Raw genomic sequence first — 17,884 nt, forward strand, 5'->3', positions numbered from 1 at the left:
CGGCGGACCCTGCAGGCGAAGGTCATGTCTGCAAGCGCCGCTCGCTCTTCGGATTTGACACGCGGACGAGGTTGCAGTCGATCGCGATGCGGGTGCTATGGCTTCTTTCAGTTGATCTCGACGCCTTCCTGCTTCGACAAGGCCGGAGTGTCTTGTGTTCCATCGTCGATGCTCTTGCGACAAGGATGGTGGTCGAGACAGGTCTCAGCCTGCGCGCAGGCTCTGCGCCACATGGGCCATGCCGAGCTCCGGACTGGTGAGAGTGGGAACGGTGGGGTCGCCGGGGTTTGTCGACAGGGCCTCAGCCATCGATGCCTGTGCCAGCACGACCAGGTCGACGGTCTGCGAGAGCACGGCGAAATGCTTGCGGACGTCGGCGTCATGTCCGCTTCGGTCGCCCGCCCGCAGCTTGTCGAACGCGCCCTCGCAGAGCCGCGCGACGAAGTGGCACTCGGCTTCCGCCTCCGCTGCCGCATCGTTCAGAAGCTTCAGCGTTGGTTCGATGGTCGTGGGCAAGGTTGCCAGCACGCCGATACGTTGCGCCCTGCGAACGGCGGCCTCGGCCATTCCGCGGTCGATGCGAAACACAGGCACCGGGATCTCGGACCGTATCGCATCGACGGCGCCCCCCAGTGTCGAGCAGGTGACGACGATGGCGTCGGCTCCGCCCGCAACGGCGCTGAGCGCGTGCTGCGTCAACCGCGCTTGGGTCTCCGGCAATAGGCGACCCGCGCTGATTGTTTGCCCCAGCAAGGTCTCGTCGACGATTGCGGTGCTTGTCCACGCGGGGAGAGCGCTCTGCGCAAGGGCGCTGAAGCGATCGGCAAGACTGGGAACGGTATGGATGAAGGCGAGCGTCGGCATGATGACTCCTTCTGGGTTCTGTTGGCAACGATCATTCGATCAGAGTGTGCACGTCCGGCAGATGCGCCGCCCGCACGCACGGGCGTGCCGTGGTCATGGCTTGCGTCAAGACTGAGTTCAGCGCCGCGGAAAATTTCTCCCAAAGGCAGAAGACCAGGCAGCGCAATCGGGTTGATGCAAACCTTGGTCTGAGGGACCTATTTCGCGCCATTGGCTGCGGCAATGAAGTCGACGAGATGGGGCACATAGGCATCCGGCTTCTCGCCGCCATTCGCCATGGCGACGGCGAAGGCATTTTTCACGGCACTGCCCATCGTCGTCGTGACCGTGGCAGAGTTCGCCATGGATTCGATATAGCGCAAGTCCTTGTAAGCATTGCTGATGGAGAATTTGTGCGCGTCGCGATTTGCTTCGAGCGCATATCCCATGAATGTCTGGTAGAAACCGCAATCCATGCGGCCGCCGCGGATGACCTGGTCGAACGTTTCGACGGAGATGCCGACCTTTTTCGACAGCGAAAGCGCTTCTGCATAGAGGGCGGCATAGCCGAGCGAGATGAAGTTGTTGAGAAGCTTCATCCGATGGCCATCGGCCACGCCTCCGATATGGACGATCTTCGCAGCCCAGGTCGATATGACCGGCCTGATGCGCTCGAAGGTCGCTTCATCGGCGCCAACCATGCAATCAAGCGTGCCGGCCCAGGCCTCCTTAGGGGTGCGGCTGAGCGGCGCATCGGCAAAATGCACGCCAATCTCGGCCATATCGGCGGCCAGTTTCTGCGTAACAGCGGGCTCGCCGGTCGAGCAATCAACGATGACCGTCCCGGCCTTCAGACCGGGTTTCATGGCCGCAACGGCGGCCGCGACTTCCGGTGAACCCGTCAGGCAGAGGAAAATGATGGTGGAGTTGCGGGCAAGGTCTTCCTGTGACGTGGCTTCGGTTGCGCCCCGTGTGACGAGGTCGTCGACGGGAACGCGGTTGCGATGGGCGACGACCTGGAGCGCATACCCCTTCTCGACAATGTTCTTCGCCATGCCATGGCCCATCAGTCCCGTGCCGACAAATCCGATGGACTCTTTGGTCGTGCTCATAGCTCGTCTCCCGGTAGGTTTGGGTGGCCCGTCAATCGATCAGGCCAGATTGAATTTCTGTCGCAGATCGGCCACCTGTTCCGGTGTCAGCGTGCGCAGGACATGGTTCTGCAGCATCAGGAACAGCTTGGCAGTTTCTTCCAGCTCCTCCGTCGCAAATTGCGCATTGGCAAGCGATGTTCCCGCAACGACGGGGCCGTGATTGGCCAGAAGCACGGCATGATGCCGGCTGGCGAGCGCCTTCACAGCATTCGCAAGGTCCGGGTCCCCGGGCGCGAAATAAGGGACCAACGGCAGGCGGCCGATGCGCATCACATAATAGGCCGTGAGCGCAGGAAGGACATCCTCCGGATCGACATCGCGCAGGATGCTGACGGCCGTGGCATGGCTCGAATGCAGGTGGACGACCGCGCCGGCATCCGTTCTTTCCCCATACATCGAAAAATGCAGGAAGGCTTCCTTGGTCGGCGCGTCACCGGACACCAGCTGGCCGGACGCGTTGAACAGCGACAGGCGATCGGGATCCAGCGCGCCGAGCGAGGCGTTCGTGGGTGTCATCAGCCAGCCGCCGTCCGAAAGCCGGACAGAAATATTGCCGCTCGATCCGGCCGTCAGGCCCCTGTCGAACAGCGAGGCGCCGACGCGGCAGATGTCGTCGCGGACACGATTGATCTCAGACATGGTCAGTTTCCCCCTGCAGCAGCGTCCAGGCCTTCAGGAAGAAGTCCTCCGTCCCGAAGTTGCCGGACTTCAACGCCAGCGCAAGATCCGGTCCATCGATGCTGCGTGTCCAGGGGACGCCGGGATCAATCTCCGGTCCGATGTCCAGCATCACGACATCGAGGGCTGCGACAACAGCGCCCGATGTTTCCCCACCCGCGATGAGGAACCGGGTGAACCCCTTGTCCCTCAGACGCCGTGCAACGTCGGCGAGCGTCGTTTCGACCAGGGCGCCGGACTGATGCCGGCCAAGGGCATTCTGGATGTCCGCGAGCGTCTCGGGGTCTGCGCTCGAGGAGATGAGAATGGGCGCGTCGGCATCCTGCGACAGGGCCCAGTCGGCAATCCCAGCGGCCGTTTGCGTGCCCTCTGTGATCGCCTCGATGTCGAGTTCGATCGTCGCCATGCCGGCTGCGCGCGCCGCGGCAATCTGGCCGCGCGTGGCAACGGAGCACGACCCGGCCAGGATGACGGCACGTCCGGACGGCGCGCGCATCCGCGCGTCAGCCGGTCGGGACGAAACCCTGCCAGCCCTGACGAAGTTCTCCGCCAGGCCCAGCGCGATGCCGGAGCCGCCGGTCACGAGCCGCATGTCCGCGCAGGCAGCGCCGATGGTCCGCAGATCGTCATCTCTCAGCGTGTCGACGACGGCGATGGGCCGGCCGGCGGCCTTTTCCGCCGCAAAGGCGTCGCGGACGGCTTGCGTGCCCTGTGCGACCGTCCCGATGTCGACAAGTCCGACCTTCAGGGAGGTTTGCCGGCCGAGGACCCGCACCAGATTGGCGTCGGTCATCGGGTTCAAGGGATGATCCTTGAGTGGGCTGTCCGACAACAACTGGTCGCCGACGAACAGATGGCCCTTGTAAACCGTTCTGCGGGCCGCGGGAAAGGACGGGCAGGCGATCGTGAAGTCGGTGCCGGTCAGCGCCATCAGCGATTCGGCAACCGGCCCGATATTGCCCTCGTCGGTGCTGTCGAAGGTCGAACAATATTTGAACAACAGCTGCTCCGCGCCGGCTGCGAGCAGCGCCTTCGCGGCATTACAGGACATCGCCACGGCATCGGGGGCTGGAATGGACCGCGATTTCAAGGCGACGACAACGGCATCGGCGTCGCCGAAATCCGTGTCGGGCAGGGGGACGCCGATACGCTGCACCGTCCGCAACCCCGCGCGCGACAGCATGAGGCAAAGATCGGTGGCACCGGTAATATCATCTGCAACTGCGCCAATCAGCACGTTCAATCCTCATTCACGTCCGCTACAAGGCGGTCCCGGCGATGCCTCTGTCTCCGTGCTGGCGGCAGGCGGCATCGCGCTCTCCCTTTGCCTCCGTCCCGTCTCCCGATCGACCTGCACGCCGAAATAGGGCTTGCAAAGATTTTTGGCGGTGAGATAACGGACACAATGACAACGCTATCATTCTGAATTCGTCAGTACAAGACACGCGCCAATCCCGACGGTGTTAAGACCGTTTGTCATCAGCGAGGATGATCACATGACACAGCCTGACCGGACCGTCTGCGTGATTGGCCTCGGATCCATGGGAATGGGGATTGCGGCCTCCTTGCTTCGCAGCGGTTTCGATGTCGTCGGCTGCGATGTCAGCGCCGACGCGATGGCGCACTTCGCGCAGCACGGCGGTCGCATCGCCGATACGCCGGCCGAAGCGGGGCGGGGCGCTCATGTGGTGATTTCGGTCGTCGTCAACGCCGCGCAGACCGAGGCTGTCCTCTTCGGCGATACGGGCGCGCTGTCAGGCATGGCCCGCGGCGGCACCATTCTTTCCTGCGCCACAGTGTCCCCGGACGCGGCTCGATCCTTCGAGGCCCGGACGCAAGCCCTTGGTTTGTCCTACATCGATGCACCCATCAGCGGGGGCGCGACCCGGGCCGCTGCCGGCGAGTTGACGATCATGGCGTCCGGCGCGCCGCAGGCTTTCGACGATGTTCGCGATGTCCTCGATTGCATCGCCGCCAAGGTTTACGAACTCGGCGATACGGCCGGCATCGGCGCGGCCTTCAAGATCGTCAATCAGCTTCTGGCGGGTGTCCACATCGCCGCGGCCTGCGAGGCTATCACCTTCGCAAAGGCCATGGATCTGGACATTGCCAGGGTCTACGAAGTGATTTCGGCCTCGGCCGGCAATTCCTGGATGTTCGAAAATCGGGTTCCGCATATCCTGGAGGGCGATTACAGCCCCCGCAGCGCTGTTGATATTTTCACCAAAGATCTTGGGATCGTTTCCGATATTGCGCGCGGTCTCAAGTTTCCGACCCCCGTCGCATCGACCGCGCTGCAGATGTTCGTCATGACGGCTGCCGCGGGGATGGGTCGCGACGATGATGCGTCGGTCGCTCGGATGATCGCCCAACTGACGGGCCTCGACCTGCCAGGAGCCTGATATGCCCCGCTTTGCTGCGAATTTGACGATGATGTTTACCGAGGTCGATTTCCTCGACCGGTTTTCGGCTGCTGCCCAGGCCGGGTTTGACGCGGTGGAATATCTCTTTCCCTATGCCTTCCCCGCGGATCAAATAGCCCAGAAGCTGCGCCAGTTTGGTCTCACCCAAGCGCTCTTCAACCTGCCGCCGGGTGACTGGGAGGCCGGAGATCGTGGGCTCGCAGCGCTGCCAGACCGCAAGCAAGAGTTCCGGGCCTCCGTGACAACCGCGCTTGAATATGCGGACGCGAGCGGCGTGAAACGCCTGCATCTGATGAGCGGCCTTGCCGACCCATCGGACCCGATCGCGCGCGCCACATATCGCCAATCGCTCGACTATCTCTGTGACAAGGCTGGCGAAGCTGGTCTGGATGTCGTCGTGGAGCCAATCAATGCGCGCGACATGCCGGGATACTTCCTCAACAATTTCGACTTTGCCGCCGATCTCATCGCTGATGCGGGGCAGCCAAACCTGAAGCTTCAGTTCGATATCTATCACCGCCAGATCATCCATGGCGACGTGCTCGTCGGGCTCAGAACATTGATGCCGCTCATCGGTCATATCCAGATCGCAGCTGTGCCCTCTCGGCATGAGCCGGGAACGGGGGAGCTCGATGACGTTCGCATTCTGTCGGAACTCGATCGACTGGGTTATGGCGGTTTCGTCGGGTGCGAATATCGTCCCGCCGGGGCTACGAAGGACGGCCTCGGATGGTTGAAGGCTTTCGAGAGCTAAGCCAAAGATTGCCGTTTCAAGCACGGAATTTTTGACAGCGCTGTCAAAAACTCGTTTTGAAATTCCGTTCGCAGGAGCGCTCATAGTCGGCTCATGACGGACAGAGTACCCCTAAGACGTGAAAAAGCCGGCGAGAAATGACGGTTTAAAGAGATGCATGCAGATGGCAGTTGACAAGACGACCGATGCACTCAACAAATGACAGCGCTGTCATGCGGTCATCGGTCCCCTTCGTAAGACGAGGGGACGACGGGCGAAAAACACCAATCCGTGGACGTCGCACAGGGAGAGTGCAGTCCGGCGGAAGACTGAGAACGAAAGCGCCGGAAGATGAAAGGGCTCACTCGAGCCGACGGCGATTGGGAGGAGATGTCATGTCCGGGATCGCCAAGGACGCACCGTCGTCGAAACGATCATCCGCAGGCGTGTTGAGCGAGCTGGCGCAGCTGCGCCATGTGCGGGAGGTCAATGTTCTTCTCGCGCTCGTCATCGTCGGTGCGCTGATCAGTGTCTACACGCCTTACTTTCTGACGACGAACAACCTGATGGGCGTGTTTCGGGCGTTTTCACTGACGGCGATCATGAGCATCGGCATGGTGATGGTGATCATCACCGGTGGCATCGATCTGTCCGTAGGGTCGGCCATGGGGCTGGCGTCGCTTGTGACGGCTTTGTGTTTCGACGCCGGCTTTTCGACCGGCGGTAGTATTGCGGCGGGTCTTGGCGTCGGGGTGACGTTCGGTCTCATCAACGGCGCACTGATCACCGGGATCGGGCTCCCGCCCTTCATCGCCACCTTGGGGACGCTCAGCATCGGACGCGGGCTCATGTACATGATCACCCACGGCGTTCCGGTCACGCCGACGACGCCGGAAAGTTTTTCGCTTCTCGGCCAAGGTTATATCGGATCCGTCCCGGTTCCCGTCGTCATCATGATCGTTCTCATGGCTATCTTTGCGCTGATCATGCGCCGCACGCGCTTCGGACGGCACATCTATGCCACGGGCGGCAACGAGCAGGCGGCCCGACTGAGCGGCGTCAAAGTCGATCGGATCAAGCTCTCCGTCTATGTGCTTTCATCAACGATTGCATCCATCGCCGGCATCATTGCTTTTTCGCGTTATCTGTCCGCCGAACCGGCCTCCGGTTTCGGGTCCGAACTCGACGTCATCGCGGCAGCGGCGATCGGCGGCGCCAGCCTTTCTGGAGGCGTCGGCAGCGTGACGGGTGCGGTGATCGGCGCGGCACTGGTCGGTGTCATCGCCAACGGCGTCGTCCTGCTCAACATCAATACATACGCCCAGCAAGCCATCACCGGCGGCGTCATTCTCATCGCCGTGAGCCTGGACGTTCTCAGAAACAGACTTTCGGGAGGACACAGCTAAAGGCGCGCCAAGCCTTTCAATCGATCGGAGCAAAAAACAGTCACAAAAGAGACCCGGCGGAGGACGTGCGGGTGAGGAGGAGACGATCATGAACGTATTCAAGAAGGCTGCGCTTGCCGCCCTGCTGTCGGTGACGGCGCTCGGGAGTGCCATTGCGCAGGACATCACCGTTGCCGTCGTGCCGAAAGTCGCGGTGCCGTTCTTCGACGATTGTAACACCGGCGCGCAGGAAGCCGCCAAGGCCGCAGGCGTCAACTATCAGTGGGTGGTGCCGCAGAACACGCAGGGCTCGACCCAGGTCAAGATCATCGAAGACCTGATCTCGCGCAATGTCAGCGGCATCGCCGTTTCTGTGAACGAGCCGAAATCGGTCGAAGGCATCATCAAGCAGGCGATGGCAGCCGGGATCAAGGTCGTGACGTTCGATAGCGACAGCGCCAATAGCGGCCGCAGCATGTATATCGGGACGATCAACAAGCAGGCCGGCGTCACCATGGGCAAATCCATGGCCGAAGCGCTGGGCGGCAAGGGCAAGGTCGCTATCGTCACCGGCCAATTGGGCGCCTCCAATCTCAACGAGCGCATCGCAGGCGTGAAGGAAGCGCTCGCGGCGTTCCCTGATATTCAGGTCGTCGCGACCGAGGGAACGGAGGACGATCTCGCAAAGGCTGTCTCGGTGACAGAAGCGCTGCTGCGCGGCAATCCCGATCTCGCCGGCATCTTCGGTATGAGCCAGGTAGGCGGTCCGGCCGTCGCCAAGGTGCTGGCCCAGCAGGAGTTCGCCGACCGCAAGGGTGGCATCAAGGTGTTCGCCTTCGACGATCTGCCCGATACGATCAAGGGCGTGAAGGAAGGCTATATCAACGGCATCATGGTGCAGCGCCCGGTCACGATGGGCAAGCTCGCCGTCGAGCATCTCGTGGCCCAGATCAAGGGCACGGAAACCGAGAGCAAGGATGTCGATACCGGCGTCACCGTCGTCAATGCCGACAACCTCAACAGCTACACCAAATAAACGGCCCGACGGGCGGCGGCACGACTGGCGCCGCCCGTCCCTCGAACGGAGAGATGATCATGACGCCCTTTCTGGAAATGCGCGGTATCTCGAAGAGCTTTCCGGGAGTCCGGGCACTCGATCAGGTCGATCTTGAGCTCGAAAGCGGTGAAGTCCACGTTCTCGCGGGCGAAAACGGAGCCGGCAAAAGCACGTTGATGAAGATCATGACGGGGGTCTACCGCGCCGATCCCGGCGGCGTCATCCGGGTGGACGGCCAGGAGGTGACGATCAGGGATCCGGTTCACGCGCGTTCCCTCGGCATCAGCATCATCTATCAGGAACTCTCGGTCGTGAACAATCTTACTGTTGCCGAGAACATCTTCCTGGCCCGCGAGCCGATTGGCGCGGGCGGCTTGATCGATACGCGGAAAATGAACGCCGATACCCGCGCCGTTCTCGCGGAACTCGAAATGACTATCGAGCCGGGAACGCGGGTCGGTAGTCTCAGCATCGGGCAGAAGCAGATGGTGGAGATTGCGCGCGCGATCTCCTATCGGTCGAAACTGATCATCATGGACGAGCCCACCGCATCGCTCAGCCATCACGAAGCCACCACCCTGATGCGGGTCGTCCGCAAGCTGGCGGCGCAGCAGATCGGGATCGTCTACATCTCTCACCGACTGGATGAGATTTTCGAAATTGCAGACCGTGTTACGGTCTTGCGGGACGGACAGACGGTCGATACGCGGCCGATCGCTGAGATGACCCGCGAATTGCTGGTGCGCAAGATGGTCGACCGGGACCTGTCGCAATTGTTCGGCGAGCATCAGTCCCATGCGGGCTCCGACGTCCTGATGTCCGTGCGCGGGCTTGGGTTGAAGAACAAGGCGACGCATGGCGCCAAGGTCAGCGATATCACCTTCGATCTGCACAGGGGCGAGGTTCTGGGCTTCTTCGGGCTGGTTGGCTCCGGGCGCACCGAAGTCATGGAAATGATCTTCGGCAGCCGTCCGCGGGTCGGCGACATCGAACTGGACGGGAAACCAGCGAAGATCCGCGATCCCGCCGACGCCATCGATCTGGGGATCGGGTTTGTCACCGAGGATCGGAAGGAATTGGGATTGGTGCTCGGCATGTCCGTGCGCGAGAATTTCAGTCTGACCCATCTGTCAGACTACTGTACGCTGAATGTCGTCAACCGGAAGCGCGAGACCAGCGCCTGCATGGACTTCATCCGATCTCTCGGCATCAAGACGCCGTCGGCGGAGCAGAAGGTCCTGAACCTGTCCGGTGGCAACCAACAGAAGGTCGTCATCGCCAAATGGGTAGCGCGGCGTCCGCGCATCCTGATCGTGGACGAACCGACGCGCGGCATCGACATCGGCGCAAAATCCGAAGTTCACGCGCTTCTCAACAGCCTCGCCAGACAAGGCATCGCGATCATCGTCGTCTCCTCCGACCTGCCGGAAATTCTCGCCATCAGCGACCGGATCGTCGTTCTCAAGGAGGGGCGCATCACTGGGCAGATCGATCGCAGCGAAGCGACCCAGGAGCGGATCATGCACGCCGCTACCGCTTGACGCGACGATGTCGAGACAAACTTTCTGACATGAAATGGAGAATGAACATGAACAAACGTATCGTCTTTACTGGTGGCACCGGAAAGGCTGGCCGTCATGCCGTGCCTCATCTGCTGGGCAAGGGCTATTCTATCCTCAACGTCGATCTGAAACCCCTCGACCTGCCGGGCGTCAACACGCTGATCACCGACATTACCGACAGTGGTCAGGTCTTCAACGCGCTGACCACGCATTTTGGTCTTGACGGTTACGACCATGGCGCGCCGCCATCGGCACCCGATGCCGTCGTGCATTTCGCTGCCATTCCGCGCGTCATGATCGAGCCGGACAACAAGACGTTCTCGGCAAACGTGGTGGGCACCTACAATGTTATCGAAGCGGCCATGAAACTGGGCGTGCGCAAGGTCATCATCGCGTCGAGCGAGACCACTTATGGCGTCTGCTTTGCCGAAGGGGACAAGGATTTTCATTCGTTTCCTCTCGAGGAAGACTATGACAGCGACCCGATGGACAGCTATGGCCTGTCGAAAGTCGTCAACGAGAAGACGGCGCGGGCCTTCGCCATGCGCTACGGGGCGGATGTCTACGCCCTGCGCATCGGCAACGTGATCGAGCCGCACGAATACACGAACTTTCCGGGCTATCTCGACAGCCCGATGTCGCGCAAGCGCAACGCCTGGAGCTATATCGACGCCCGCGATCTCGGCGAGATCGTGCATCTGTGCATCGAGAAGGATGGCCTTGGCTATCAGGTCTTCAACGCGGTCAACGACACGATCACCGCGGATCTGCCGACCGCCGAATTCCTCGCGAAATATTGCCCGGAGACGCCGGTGACACGGGAGATGGGCCGGGACGAAGCGCCGATTTCCAACCGAAAGGCGCGTGAGGTCCTGGGGTTTCGGGAAGCGCATCCCTGGAAGAACTACGTCAAACGCTGATGGCGTTCTGCGGCTGAGACCTATTTGCGTTTCCAGCCTTTGCCAAATATCGTGCGCAAGACACGAGCGACGGTGGCCCGCTGGGCCACCGGTCCCGCCTGTCGCAGAAGGGAGGAATGAGACGATGACGCCACGGCAGCGCCTGCCTCATCGCAAATCCAAGATCACCCTTCGGGAAGTTGCATTGCGGGCCGATGTAAGCGAATCGACCGTGTCGCGCATCATGCGCAACCAGTCGGTCGTGGCCGACGCGACGCGCGAAAAGGTCATGGAAACCGTGCGGGCGCTCGGCTATGTCCCCAACCGGATTGCTGGCTCGCTCGCCTCGCTCGATTCCCATCTCATCGGGGTCGTCATTCCCTCGCTCTCGAACATCGTCTTTCCTGAAGTCATCCAGGGCGTGCATGAAGGGCTCAAGGCTTCGGATTTCCAGGCCGTCATCAGCACGACCGAATACGATATCGAGCGCGAAGAGGTCATGGTCCGTGGACTTCTGTCTTGGAAACCCGCTGCTATTCTCATTGCCGGTTTCGATCACACGATGGCGACCCGGCGCATGCTGGATCAGAGTGGCGTGCGTGTCGTCGAACTCATGGATATCGACAGCGCACCGATCGATATTGCGGTCGGCATGTCCCACAGGAAGGCGGGCTATGCGACGGCCAAGCACCTGATTGATCGCGGCTATCGGCATTTCGGCTATGTCGGCCATGATTGGGCGGCGGATCGCCGCGCGCGACTGCGCTACGATGGTCTGAGGGAGGGCTTGGGGGAGGTCGGCTTGTCCATCGAGGCGCATGCGATTGCGGACGGGCCAAGCTCGGTGGCGACCGGCCGTGAACAGACAAAGCATCTGCGCGCCATGGCGCCAGAGATCGATGTTGCCGTTTATTCCAACGACGATATGGCCGTCGGCGGGGTCTTCCACTGCATGAGCGCCGGAATCTCCCTCCCGAACGATATGGCGATCTTCGGCTTCAACGGACTGGAGATCGGTCGGGAACTTCCGCAACCACTTTCCACCTTGCGCTCCAACCGCTTCATGATTGGCAAGAAGGCGATCGAAGCCATCCTCGAGTCGCCGCGGCGATCGCAGCGACCCGTGATCATCGACACCGGCTTTGAGGTTTTCGAGGGCGCTACGGCCTGATCCTGTTCAAGCGGCAGGTCCGAAGCTGGCTCCGGGGCCTCAAGGGCTATCTGAGAATGCGGCAGCCGGGCCAATCAAAGATGCGACAGTCTTGCCTCCTGAAGCGCTGGTCGATGCCAGTGTCGGGCGAAGGATGACAACTTCGACCTTGGTCGAGATCATGGGTGGACGAGGTCGCGATGTCTTCACTGTCGATCGTTTCGGCGAAGGCAGTGTCGTGGCCCCGCTCTGTCTCGGTGGAGGGATGAAGTTCCTGAGAGACGACCGCCTCAAGTTGCAAGAACAAAATATCTCACATTGCATCGTCATCCGTCATGGTATACCAATAATATGCCAAACATGGAATCGCCGAATGTCGACTGTTTTGATCTCGGGTGCTAATCGGGGGATTGGGCTGGAATTGGCCCGACAGTTCGCCACTGACGGCTGGAACGTGATTGGTACGGCGCGGGAGCCGGGTGCTGCTTTGGGGCTTGCCGGTCTGCCGAATACGCGCGTGCTTCCGCTTGAGGTGACGGACGCGGCGTCGATTGGGGCCCTCGTGACCGCGCTTGATGGAGAACCGATCGACGTGTTGATCGCCAATGCCGGGATCGCGATTAACCTCAACGCCAAGCCGATCGAGGTGACGCGCGATGATTTCCTGGCGTTGCAGGAGACCAATGGCTTTGCGCCACTCGCTTTGGCCGCGGCGCTCAAGCCCAACATTCTGGCCAGCGAGCGGAAGATCGCCACGGCCATGTCCAGCCTGATGAGCTCGATCGCCGCCAATGACTGGGGCACGCAATATACCTATCGCGCCTCGAAGACGGCGCTCAACGCGCTTTGGCGTCAGCTGGCAGAGGCGTGGAGGACCGAGGGCATCACCTGCACACTTCTACGCCCCGGCCTGGTGGCGACCGAGATGACCGGCTTCAACGGCCTGCCGGTCGAGGTGAGTGTTCGAGGCATGAAGGCGGTCATCGAGGGGCTGAGCCTTCCGGATGGCGGACGGATCATCGGCTATGACGGCACCGACGTGCCCTGGTAGGAGCAATCAATGCCAACCATTCTCATCACGGGCGCCAATCGCGGGGTCGGGCTCGACTTCGCCCGTGCCTATGCCGCGGACGGCTGGCATGTCATCGCGGCGAACAGGACGCCTTTGTCCGACGAGGATGTGGCCACCCTCGGTCGCGCCGTCGAGGAAATCCCCTATGACGCGCTGGACGATGCCAGCGCGGCAGCCCTTGCCGAGCGGCTGCAAGGACAGCCGATCGACGTTCTCCTCTGCGCGGCGCAGCGGCGGGGCGGGCAGCAGATGCAGCCTTTTGCTGCGATGCCCGCTGCGGTGACGCCGGCGGACTGGTGGCCGATCATGCTCACCAATGCTTATGCGCCTCTCCGACTTGCGAGCCTGCTGGAGCCGAATCTGCGCGCTGGAACGCGCAAGGTTCTTGCCGCTCTTTCCAGGCATGCCTCGACCCTCGGCACCGAGGGTCGCTCATCCGATTTCACCTATCGCGCCTCTCAGGCTGCGCTCAACCAGCTGTTTCGCACACTTTCGGTGGAGTGGCGGGACTGGGGGTGCACGGCCCTGCTGCTCTGCCCCGACAGCATCGAGCCGCCACGGAGCGCCATGCTTGCTTCTCCTCCGGGCCCGCGCGCCGTCGCTGGCCTGCGTGCGCTGATTGCCGCCGTTTCGCAAGAGCAGAGTGGTCAGCATTGGACCCCAGACGGGCGCGTCCTGCCCTGGTAGGGCCGCTGTCGCTCTTGTCCCGCCGCAGTTGCATGCCGAATTTCTCGATCGCGATCCCTCCACCCTGGCGTGGCTGGCGCGAGCGCCGTCTCTTTGTTTTTTAAGATCGCAGATGCGCCGTCCCACGAGGGCCGCGATGAGATGCGCCGTTTCCTTCGAAAGGCGGTTGACCATTGTGTACCGTTGGTATTCCAATGGGGTTCCTTGTCAAACGGAGATATCAACATGCCGATCAAGCCGTGGCGCGCCACCTGTATCCAAATGGACAGCCGGGTCGCCAGCAATGCCGAAAGCCGCGAGGACGCCTGGGCGATCATCGAGGACAACCTCGCTCGCGCGATCGGCAAGATCGAAAACGCCTGCCTGAGCGCCGAGCCGCCGCAACTGGTCGTCCTGCCGGAATTCGCCTTCCAGGGGCCGCCGCGGGCGACGCCGGTCAGCGTCTGGATCGATCGGGCCTGCGCCGAGATCCCCGGGCCGATCACCGATCGCCTGGCCAAGGTTGCCCGGACTTATGAGATCTACATCGCCGGCAACCATTTCGAGGTCGATCCGCGCTGGCCGGACCGCTACTTCAATTCCTCATTTCTCCTTGATCCGAAGGGGGAGGTGATCCTGCGCTACCGGCGTATCAACACCGCCAGCTGGACATCGCCGCACGACATCCTCGACGACTACCGCGAGGCCTATGGCGAGGAAGGCATCTTCCCGGTCGTCGAGACGGAACTCGGCCGTCTGGCGATCTTTCCCTGCGGCGAGGTGAGTGTGCCGGAACTCTCGCGCGTCTTCATGCTGCGCGGCGCCGAGGTGCTGCTGCACCCCTCGAACGAGCCGGTCAGTGCGCGCGCCGATGCCGCCAAGATCTGCCGTGCGGCGGAGAACATGTGCTACCTGATCAGCACCAATGTCTCGGGGAGCATCGGTTTTTCCGACGCCGATCGCGGCGGCCATTCCCAGATCGTCGACTTCAACGGCAGCTATCTGGCCTTCGAAAAGAGCGATGCGGAGAGCAATGCCGCTTCGGCGATGATCGATATCGAGGCGCTCCAGGCCGCGCGGCGCGATACCGGCATGGGCAATGCTCTCTTGCGCTCCCGCTTCGACATGTATCGGGAGGCGTTCGCAAAGGCGGACTTCTATCCGGCCAACGCGCTGTCCGGCGGCGCGTTCGAAACCTATGGCGAGCTGACGCCGATCCACGACCGCGCCGTCGCCAACCTCACCAAGGCCGGGGTGATCCGCTAGGCATGCGGGCATCAGGCGAAGCGGGGTCGTCCGCCCCGCCTGATGCTCTGGTAAGCGCACCATCGCGTAAGTGATTGGCTGCATTTCGCGGGTTGTGCCTATAAATGCATCGTGGTTTCTGGATGCCTACAGAAGTTACAAAGTCGCGTTGACAGCCGATATTCCCTTGGAATACCATCAGAATGCCAAACAAAAATAGGGGAACCAAAATGGGACTTCGAATGATGCGTTTCATCGCGCCGCTCTTGGGATGTGCGGCGCTCGGCGCCTTGGCCGCCTGTCCCGCTCTCGCGCAGGACAAGGTCAAGGTGCGTCTGGCCTGGGTGGCCGGCGGCGTCGATGCGCCGATCTTCATGGCGGCCTCGAAGGGCTACTTCAAGGATGCCGGGCTCGATGTCGACATCGTTGACGGCAATGGCAGCACGGGCACGATCCAGGCAATCGGCAGCGGCGACTTCGACATCGGCATTGCCGGTCTCGGCGCTCTCGCCCAGGCGCAGCAGGGATCGGGTGCCGATACGATCATCGCGGTCGCCGGACTTCTTCAGAAGGATCCGACCGCCATCATCAGCCTGAAGGATTCCGGCATCACCAAGCCCAAGGATCTCGAAGGCAAGCGGCTCGGGACCGACGCCGGCAATTTCGAGGATGGGATGATCAAGGCCTTCGCGGAAGCCAACGGCGTCGACATGGGCAAGATCGAGGTCGTCATGATCAATGGCGGCGGCGATCGTGTCGCTCTCCTCAAGCGCGACGTCGATTTCATCAATGGCTGGGCCAATCCCGACGGGGACAAGGTCGCCGCGCAGGCGCCGATCGAGCCGCCGATGCTGTTCGCCGACTACGGCGTCAACATTTTGGGTTCGAGCGTCATCGTGCGCAAGGACTACCTGTCCACGCATGCCGAGACGGTCAAGAGCTTCCTCGCCGCGCTGCAGAAGGGCAAGGCGGCGGCCGCGGCCGATCCCGATGGGGCGCTGAAGGTGCTGATGGAGGCGCGGCCGGATTCCGACGAGGAAGGCATTCGCGGCGAGATCGCCACCATGCCGAAATACGAGCACACGGCGGCATCCGAGGGCAAGCCCTATGGCTGGATCGCCAAGGAAGATGTCGATCTGACCATCTCGCTCCTCGAAAAGTATAGCGGCATGAAGCCGGGGCTGACGGCCGACAAGATCTATGACGGCTCCTACCTGCCTGCCAACTGACATGCTGGAGGGTGGCCTCTGGCCACCCTTCGCCTGACCATCGCGCCATCAGGGCGGGCCACTCCTCCGGTAGAATCGATGAACGCCATACCTGCGACTGAGACCATCCAGACTGCCGCCCCCACGCATATCGCGATCTCGGGCGTGTCGAAGACTTTCGAGACCCGCACCGGCACCGTCCATGCGCTCCAGAACATCAATCTCAATATCCGCAAGGGCGAGTTCGTCTCGGTTTTGGGCCCGAGCGGCTGCGGCAAGAGCACGCTGATGATGCTGCTGGCTGGCCTCACCTCGGTGAAGCTCGGCCGCATCATGGTCGGCGACAAGCATATCGACGGACCCAATGCGGATGCCGGCATCGTCTTCCAACAGGACGTGCTGCTCGAATGGCGCACGGCGATCGACAATATCCTGCTGCAGGCGGAGATCCGGAAGGCGGACATGACGCAGGCGCGTGAGCGCGCCCGCCAGCTCCTGAAGATGGTGTCGCTGCAGGATTTCGAGACGGCCTATCCCAAGGAACTTTCGGGTGGCATGCGCCAGCGCATCTCGATCTGTCGCGCCCTCCTGCACAAGCCGCCTCTGCTCCTGATGGATGAGCCCTTTGGCGCACTGGACGCGATGACGCGCGACCAGCTGCAGATCGACCTGCTGCGCCTGTGCGCCGACAATGAGATGACGGTGTTCTTCATCACCCATTCGATCCAGGAGGCGATCTTCCTCAGCGATCGCGTCGTCGTCATGTCGCCGCGCCCGGGCCGCATCGAGCGGATCATCGATATCGACCTGCCGCGTCCGCGCCGGCTGGCCATGCGCGAGACGGCGAAATTTACCGCTTACACACGCGATCTTACCGCGATCTTCAAGAGCCTCGGCGTCTTCCGGGAGGAGTACTGATCATGGCCCCCAATGTTCAAGACTATGCCGAGGTGCGACCGAGCCGGGTCGATCGGCTGCTCGGCCGCATCCCGCCCGCGCTTTGGATGATGGCGGTGCTGCTGCTCGTCTGGGAATTCGTCGTGCGCGCCGCCGAAGTGCCGCCCTTCATCCTCCCGGCGCCCTCCGCAATCCTGGAAGAGATGATCAACTACGGACATCGCCTGCTTCCCAATGCCCTGGTGACGCTGAGCGAGGTGCTGGTCGGCTTCATCTGCGCCGTCCTGGTCGGCGTGCCGCTCGCCGTGATGATCGTCTATTCCCGCTTCATGGAAAAGGCGGTCTACCCGCTGATCGTCGCCAGCCAGACGATCCCGAAGGTGGCGATCGCGCCGCTGATGCTCACCTGGTTCGGCTATGGCATCACGCCGAAGATCGTCATCGTCGTGCTGCTCTCCTTCTTCCCGATCGTCATCAACTCCGTCATGGGGCTCAAATCGACGACGCGGGAAATGGTCTATCTCTCCCGCTCCATGGGGGCGACCGGCTGGCAGACCTTCTGGAAATTCCGCCTGCCGCAGGCGCTGCCGAGCATCTTCGCCGGCCTGAAGCTCGCGACGGCCTTGTCGGTCATCGGCGCGATCGTCGCCGAGTTCATCGGGGCGGACAAGGGCCTCGGCTATCTCATCCTCATTGCCGGGGCCAACTTCAACATCGCCCGGCAGTTTGCCGCCGTGGTGCTGATCTCGCTGATCGGCGTGCTGTTCTTCATCGTGCTCGAACAGATCGAGCGGATCGCCATTCCATGGCGCGCCCGCAGCGCGGCGAATGGCGACGGCTAGACGACAGTCACTCTCTGCGGAACAGAAACCGCCCTGGTCGAGAGATCGGCAGGGCGGTTTTTCTTTGCGG

General features: G+C 62.0%; 17 protein-coding genes. 13 read left to right on the forward strand and 4 right to left on the reverse strand.

All coding sequences use genetic code 11. The features are described 5' to 3' along the window. Positions 1–204: 204 nt before the first annotated feature. The 4 genes from ACLE20_RS14470 to otnK all read right to left on the reverse strand — a co-directional run bounded on the left by ACLE20_RS14470 (position 205) and on the right by otnK (position 3,912). Positions 205–864, reverse strand: a complete 660-nt coding sequence (locus ACLE20_RS14470) for an aspartate/glutamate racemase family protein (RefSeq protein WP_410941017.1) — start codon at positions 862–864, stop codon at positions 205–207. A 197-nt stretch (positions 865–1,061) separates the two neighbouring features. Continuing rightward, entirely contained in the window at positions 1,062–1,955 is an 894-nt protein-coding gene (locus ACLE20_RS14475) for an NAD(P)-dependent oxidoreductase (protein WP_410941018.1), read from the reverse strand. Between the two features lie 39 nt (positions 1,956–1,994). After that, positions 1,995–2,636 carry a 3-oxo-tetronate 4-phosphate decarboxylase gene (gene otnC, locus ACLE20_RS14480; protein ID WP_410941019.1) on the reverse strand — a complete coding sequence of 214 codons (642 nt, stop codon included), beginning with the start codon at positions 2,634–2,636 and terminating at the stop codon, positions 1,995–1,997. After that, positions 2,629–3,912 (reverse strand): 3-oxo-tetronate kinase, encoded by a 1,284-nt coding sequence (gene otnK, locus ACLE20_RS14485; RefSeq protein WP_410941020.1) that lies wholly within the window; start codon positions 3,910–3,912, stop codon positions 2,629–2,631. Before otnK ends, otnC begins: the two co-directional genes overlap by 8 nt. 259 nt (positions 3,913–4,171) lie before the next feature. Here otnK and ltnD point away from each other — a divergent pair, with 259 nt between their 5' ends. The 13 genes from ltnD (at position 4,172) to ACLE20_RS14550 (ending at position 17,814) form a co-directional block, all read left to right on the forward strand. After that, complete coding sequence (gene ltnD, locus ACLE20_RS14490; protein ID WP_410941021.1) at positions 4,172–5,077, forward strand: L-threonate dehydrogenase; 906 nt, start codon at positions 4,172–4,174, stop codon at positions 5,075–5,077. Position 5,078: 1 nt separating this feature from the next. After that, the gene (gene otnI, locus ACLE20_RS14495; protein WP_410941022.1) at positions 5,079–5,852 is read left to right on the forward strand and encodes a 2-oxo-tetronate isomerase; all 774 of its coding nucleotides are present in this window, start codon (positions 5,079–5,081) and stop codon (positions 5,850–5,852) included. Between the two features lie 374 nt (positions 5,853–6,226). Next, entirely contained in the window at positions 6,227–7,237 is a 1,011-nt protein-coding gene (locus ACLE20_RS14500) for an ABC transporter permease (protein WP_410941023.1), read from the forward strand. Positions 7,238–7,325: 88 nt separating this feature from the next. Then, on the forward strand, positions 7,326–8,252 hold the full coding sequence (locus tag ACLE20_RS14505) for a sugar-binding protein (RefSeq protein ID WP_410941024.1): 927 nt from the start codon (positions 7,326–7,328) through the stop codon (positions 8,250–8,252). Positions 8,253–8,311: 59 nt separating this feature from the next. Further along, complete coding sequence (locus ACLE20_RS14510; protein ID WP_410941025.1) at positions 8,312–9,814, forward strand: sugar ABC transporter ATP-binding protein; 1,503 nt, start codon at positions 8,312–8,314, stop codon at positions 9,812–9,814. 47 nt (positions 9,815–9,861) lie between these two features. Further along, positions 9,862–10,755, forward strand: coding sequence for an NAD-dependent epimerase/dehydratase family protein (locus ACLE20_RS14515; RefSeq protein WP_410941026.1), 894 nt, complete (start codon positions 9,862–9,864; stop codon positions 10,753–10,755). Positions 10,756–10,879: 124 nt separating this feature from the next. Beyond that, the gene (locus tag ACLE20_RS14520; protein ID WP_410941027.1) at positions 10,880–11,905 is read left to right on the forward strand and encodes a LacI family DNA-binding transcriptional regulator; all 1,026 of its coding nucleotides are present in this window, start codon (positions 10,880–10,882) and stop codon (positions 11,903–11,905) included. A 352-nt stretch (positions 11,906–12,257) separates the two neighbouring features. Beyond that, the gene (locus ACLE20_RS14525) at positions 12,258–12,935 is read left to right on the forward strand and encodes an SDR family oxidoreductase (protein WP_410941028.1); all 678 of its coding nucleotides are present in this window, start codon (positions 12,258–12,260) and stop codon (positions 12,933–12,935) included. Between the two features lie 9 nt (positions 12,936–12,944). After that, entirely contained in the window at positions 12,945–13,643 is a 699-nt protein-coding gene (locus ACLE20_RS14530; protein ID WP_410941029.1) for an SDR family NAD(P)-dependent oxidoreductase, read from the forward strand. A 225-nt stretch (positions 13,644–13,868) separates the two neighbouring features. Beyond that, positions 13,869–14,888 carry a nitrilase-related carbon-nitrogen hydrolase gene (locus ACLE20_RS14535; protein ID WP_410941030.1) on the forward strand — a complete coding sequence of 340 codons (1,020 nt, stop codon included), beginning with the start codon at positions 13,869–13,871 and terminating at the stop codon, positions 14,886–14,888. Positions 14,889–15,109: 221 nt separating this feature from the next. Next, positions 15,110–16,096, forward strand: coding sequence for an ABC transporter substrate-binding protein (locus ACLE20_RS14540; RefSeq protein WP_410941031.1), 987 nt, complete (start codon positions 15,110–15,112; stop codon positions 16,094–16,096). Positions 16,097–16,174: 78 nt separating this feature from the next. Next, positions 16,175–16,993, forward strand: coding sequence for an ABC transporter ATP-binding protein (locus ACLE20_RS14545; RefSeq protein WP_410941032.1), 819 nt, complete (start codon positions 16,175–16,177; stop codon positions 16,991–16,993). 2 nt (positions 16,994–16,995) lie between these two features. Beyond that, positions 16,996–17,814, forward strand: coding sequence for an ABC transporter permease (locus ACLE20_RS14550; RefSeq protein WP_410941033.1), 819 nt, complete (start codon positions 16,996–16,998; stop codon positions 17,812–17,814). The last annotated feature ends 70 nt before the right edge of the window (positions 17,815–17,884 follow it).

The organism is Rhizobium sp. YIM 134829, from assembly GCF_046546455.1.

Excerpts from the sequence above, each read along its gene's own strand:
- ACLE20_RS14470 (WP_410941017.1), bottom strand. The coding sequence starts at position 864 with ATGCCGACGCTCGCCTTCATCCATACCGTTCCCAGTCTTGCCGATCGC.
- ACLE20_RS14475 (WP_410941018.1), bottom strand. The coding sequence starts at position 1,955 with ATGAGCACGACCAAAGAGTCCATCGGATTTGTCGGCACGGGACTGATG.
- otnC (WP_410941019.1), bottom strand. The coding sequence starts at position 2,636 with ATGTCTGAGATCAATCGTGTCCGCGACGACATCTGCCGCGTCGGCGCC.
- ltnD (WP_410941021.1), top strand. The coding sequence starts at position 4,172 with ATGACACAGCCTGACCGGACCGTCTGCGTGATTGGCCTCGGATCCATG.
- otnI (WP_410941022.1), top strand. The coding sequence starts at position 5,079 with ATGCCCCGCTTTGCTGCGAATTTGACGATGATGTTTACCGAGGTCGAT.
- ACLE20_RS14500 (WP_410941023.1), top strand. The coding sequence starts at position 6,227 with ATGTCCGGGATCGCCAAGGACGCACCGTCGTCGAAACGATCATCCGCA.
- ACLE20_RS14505 (WP_410941024.1), top strand. The coding sequence starts at position 7,326 with ATGAACGTATTCAAGAAGGCTGCGCTTGCCGCCCTGCTGTCGGTGACG.
- ACLE20_RS14510 (WP_410941025.1), top strand. The coding sequence starts at position 8,312 with ATGACGCCCTTTCTGGAAATGCGCGGTATCTCGAAGAGCTTTCCGGGA.
- ACLE20_RS14515 (WP_410941026.1), top strand. The coding sequence starts at position 9,862 with ATGAACAAACGTATCGTCTTTACTGGTGGCACCGGAAAGGCTGGCCGT.
- ACLE20_RS14520 (WP_410941027.1), top strand. The coding sequence starts at position 10,880 with ATGACGCCACGGCAGCGCCTGCCTCATCGCAAATCCAAGATCACCCTT.
- ACLE20_RS14525 (WP_410941028.1), top strand. The coding sequence starts at position 12,258 with ATGTCGACTGTTTTGATCTCGGGTGCTAATCGGGGGATTGGGCTGGAA.
- ACLE20_RS14530 (WP_410941029.1), top strand. The coding sequence starts at position 12,945 with ATGCCAACCATTCTCATCACGGGCGCCAATCGCGGGGTCGGGCTCGAC.
- ACLE20_RS14535 (WP_410941030.1), top strand. The coding sequence starts at position 13,869 with ATGCCGATCAAGCCGTGGCGCGCCACCTGTATCCAAATGGACAGCCGG.
- ACLE20_RS14540 (WP_410941031.1), top strand. The coding sequence starts at position 15,110 with ATGATGCGTTTCATCGCGCCGCTCTTGGGATGTGCGGCGCTCGGCGCC.
- ACLE20_RS14545 (WP_410941032.1), top strand. The coding sequence starts at position 16,175 with ATGAACGCCATACCTGCGACTGAGACCATCCAGACTGCCGCCCCCACG.
- ACLE20_RS14550 (WP_410941033.1), top strand. The coding sequence starts at position 16,996 with ATGGCCCCCAATGTTCAAGACTATGCCGAGGTGCGACCGAGCCGGGTC.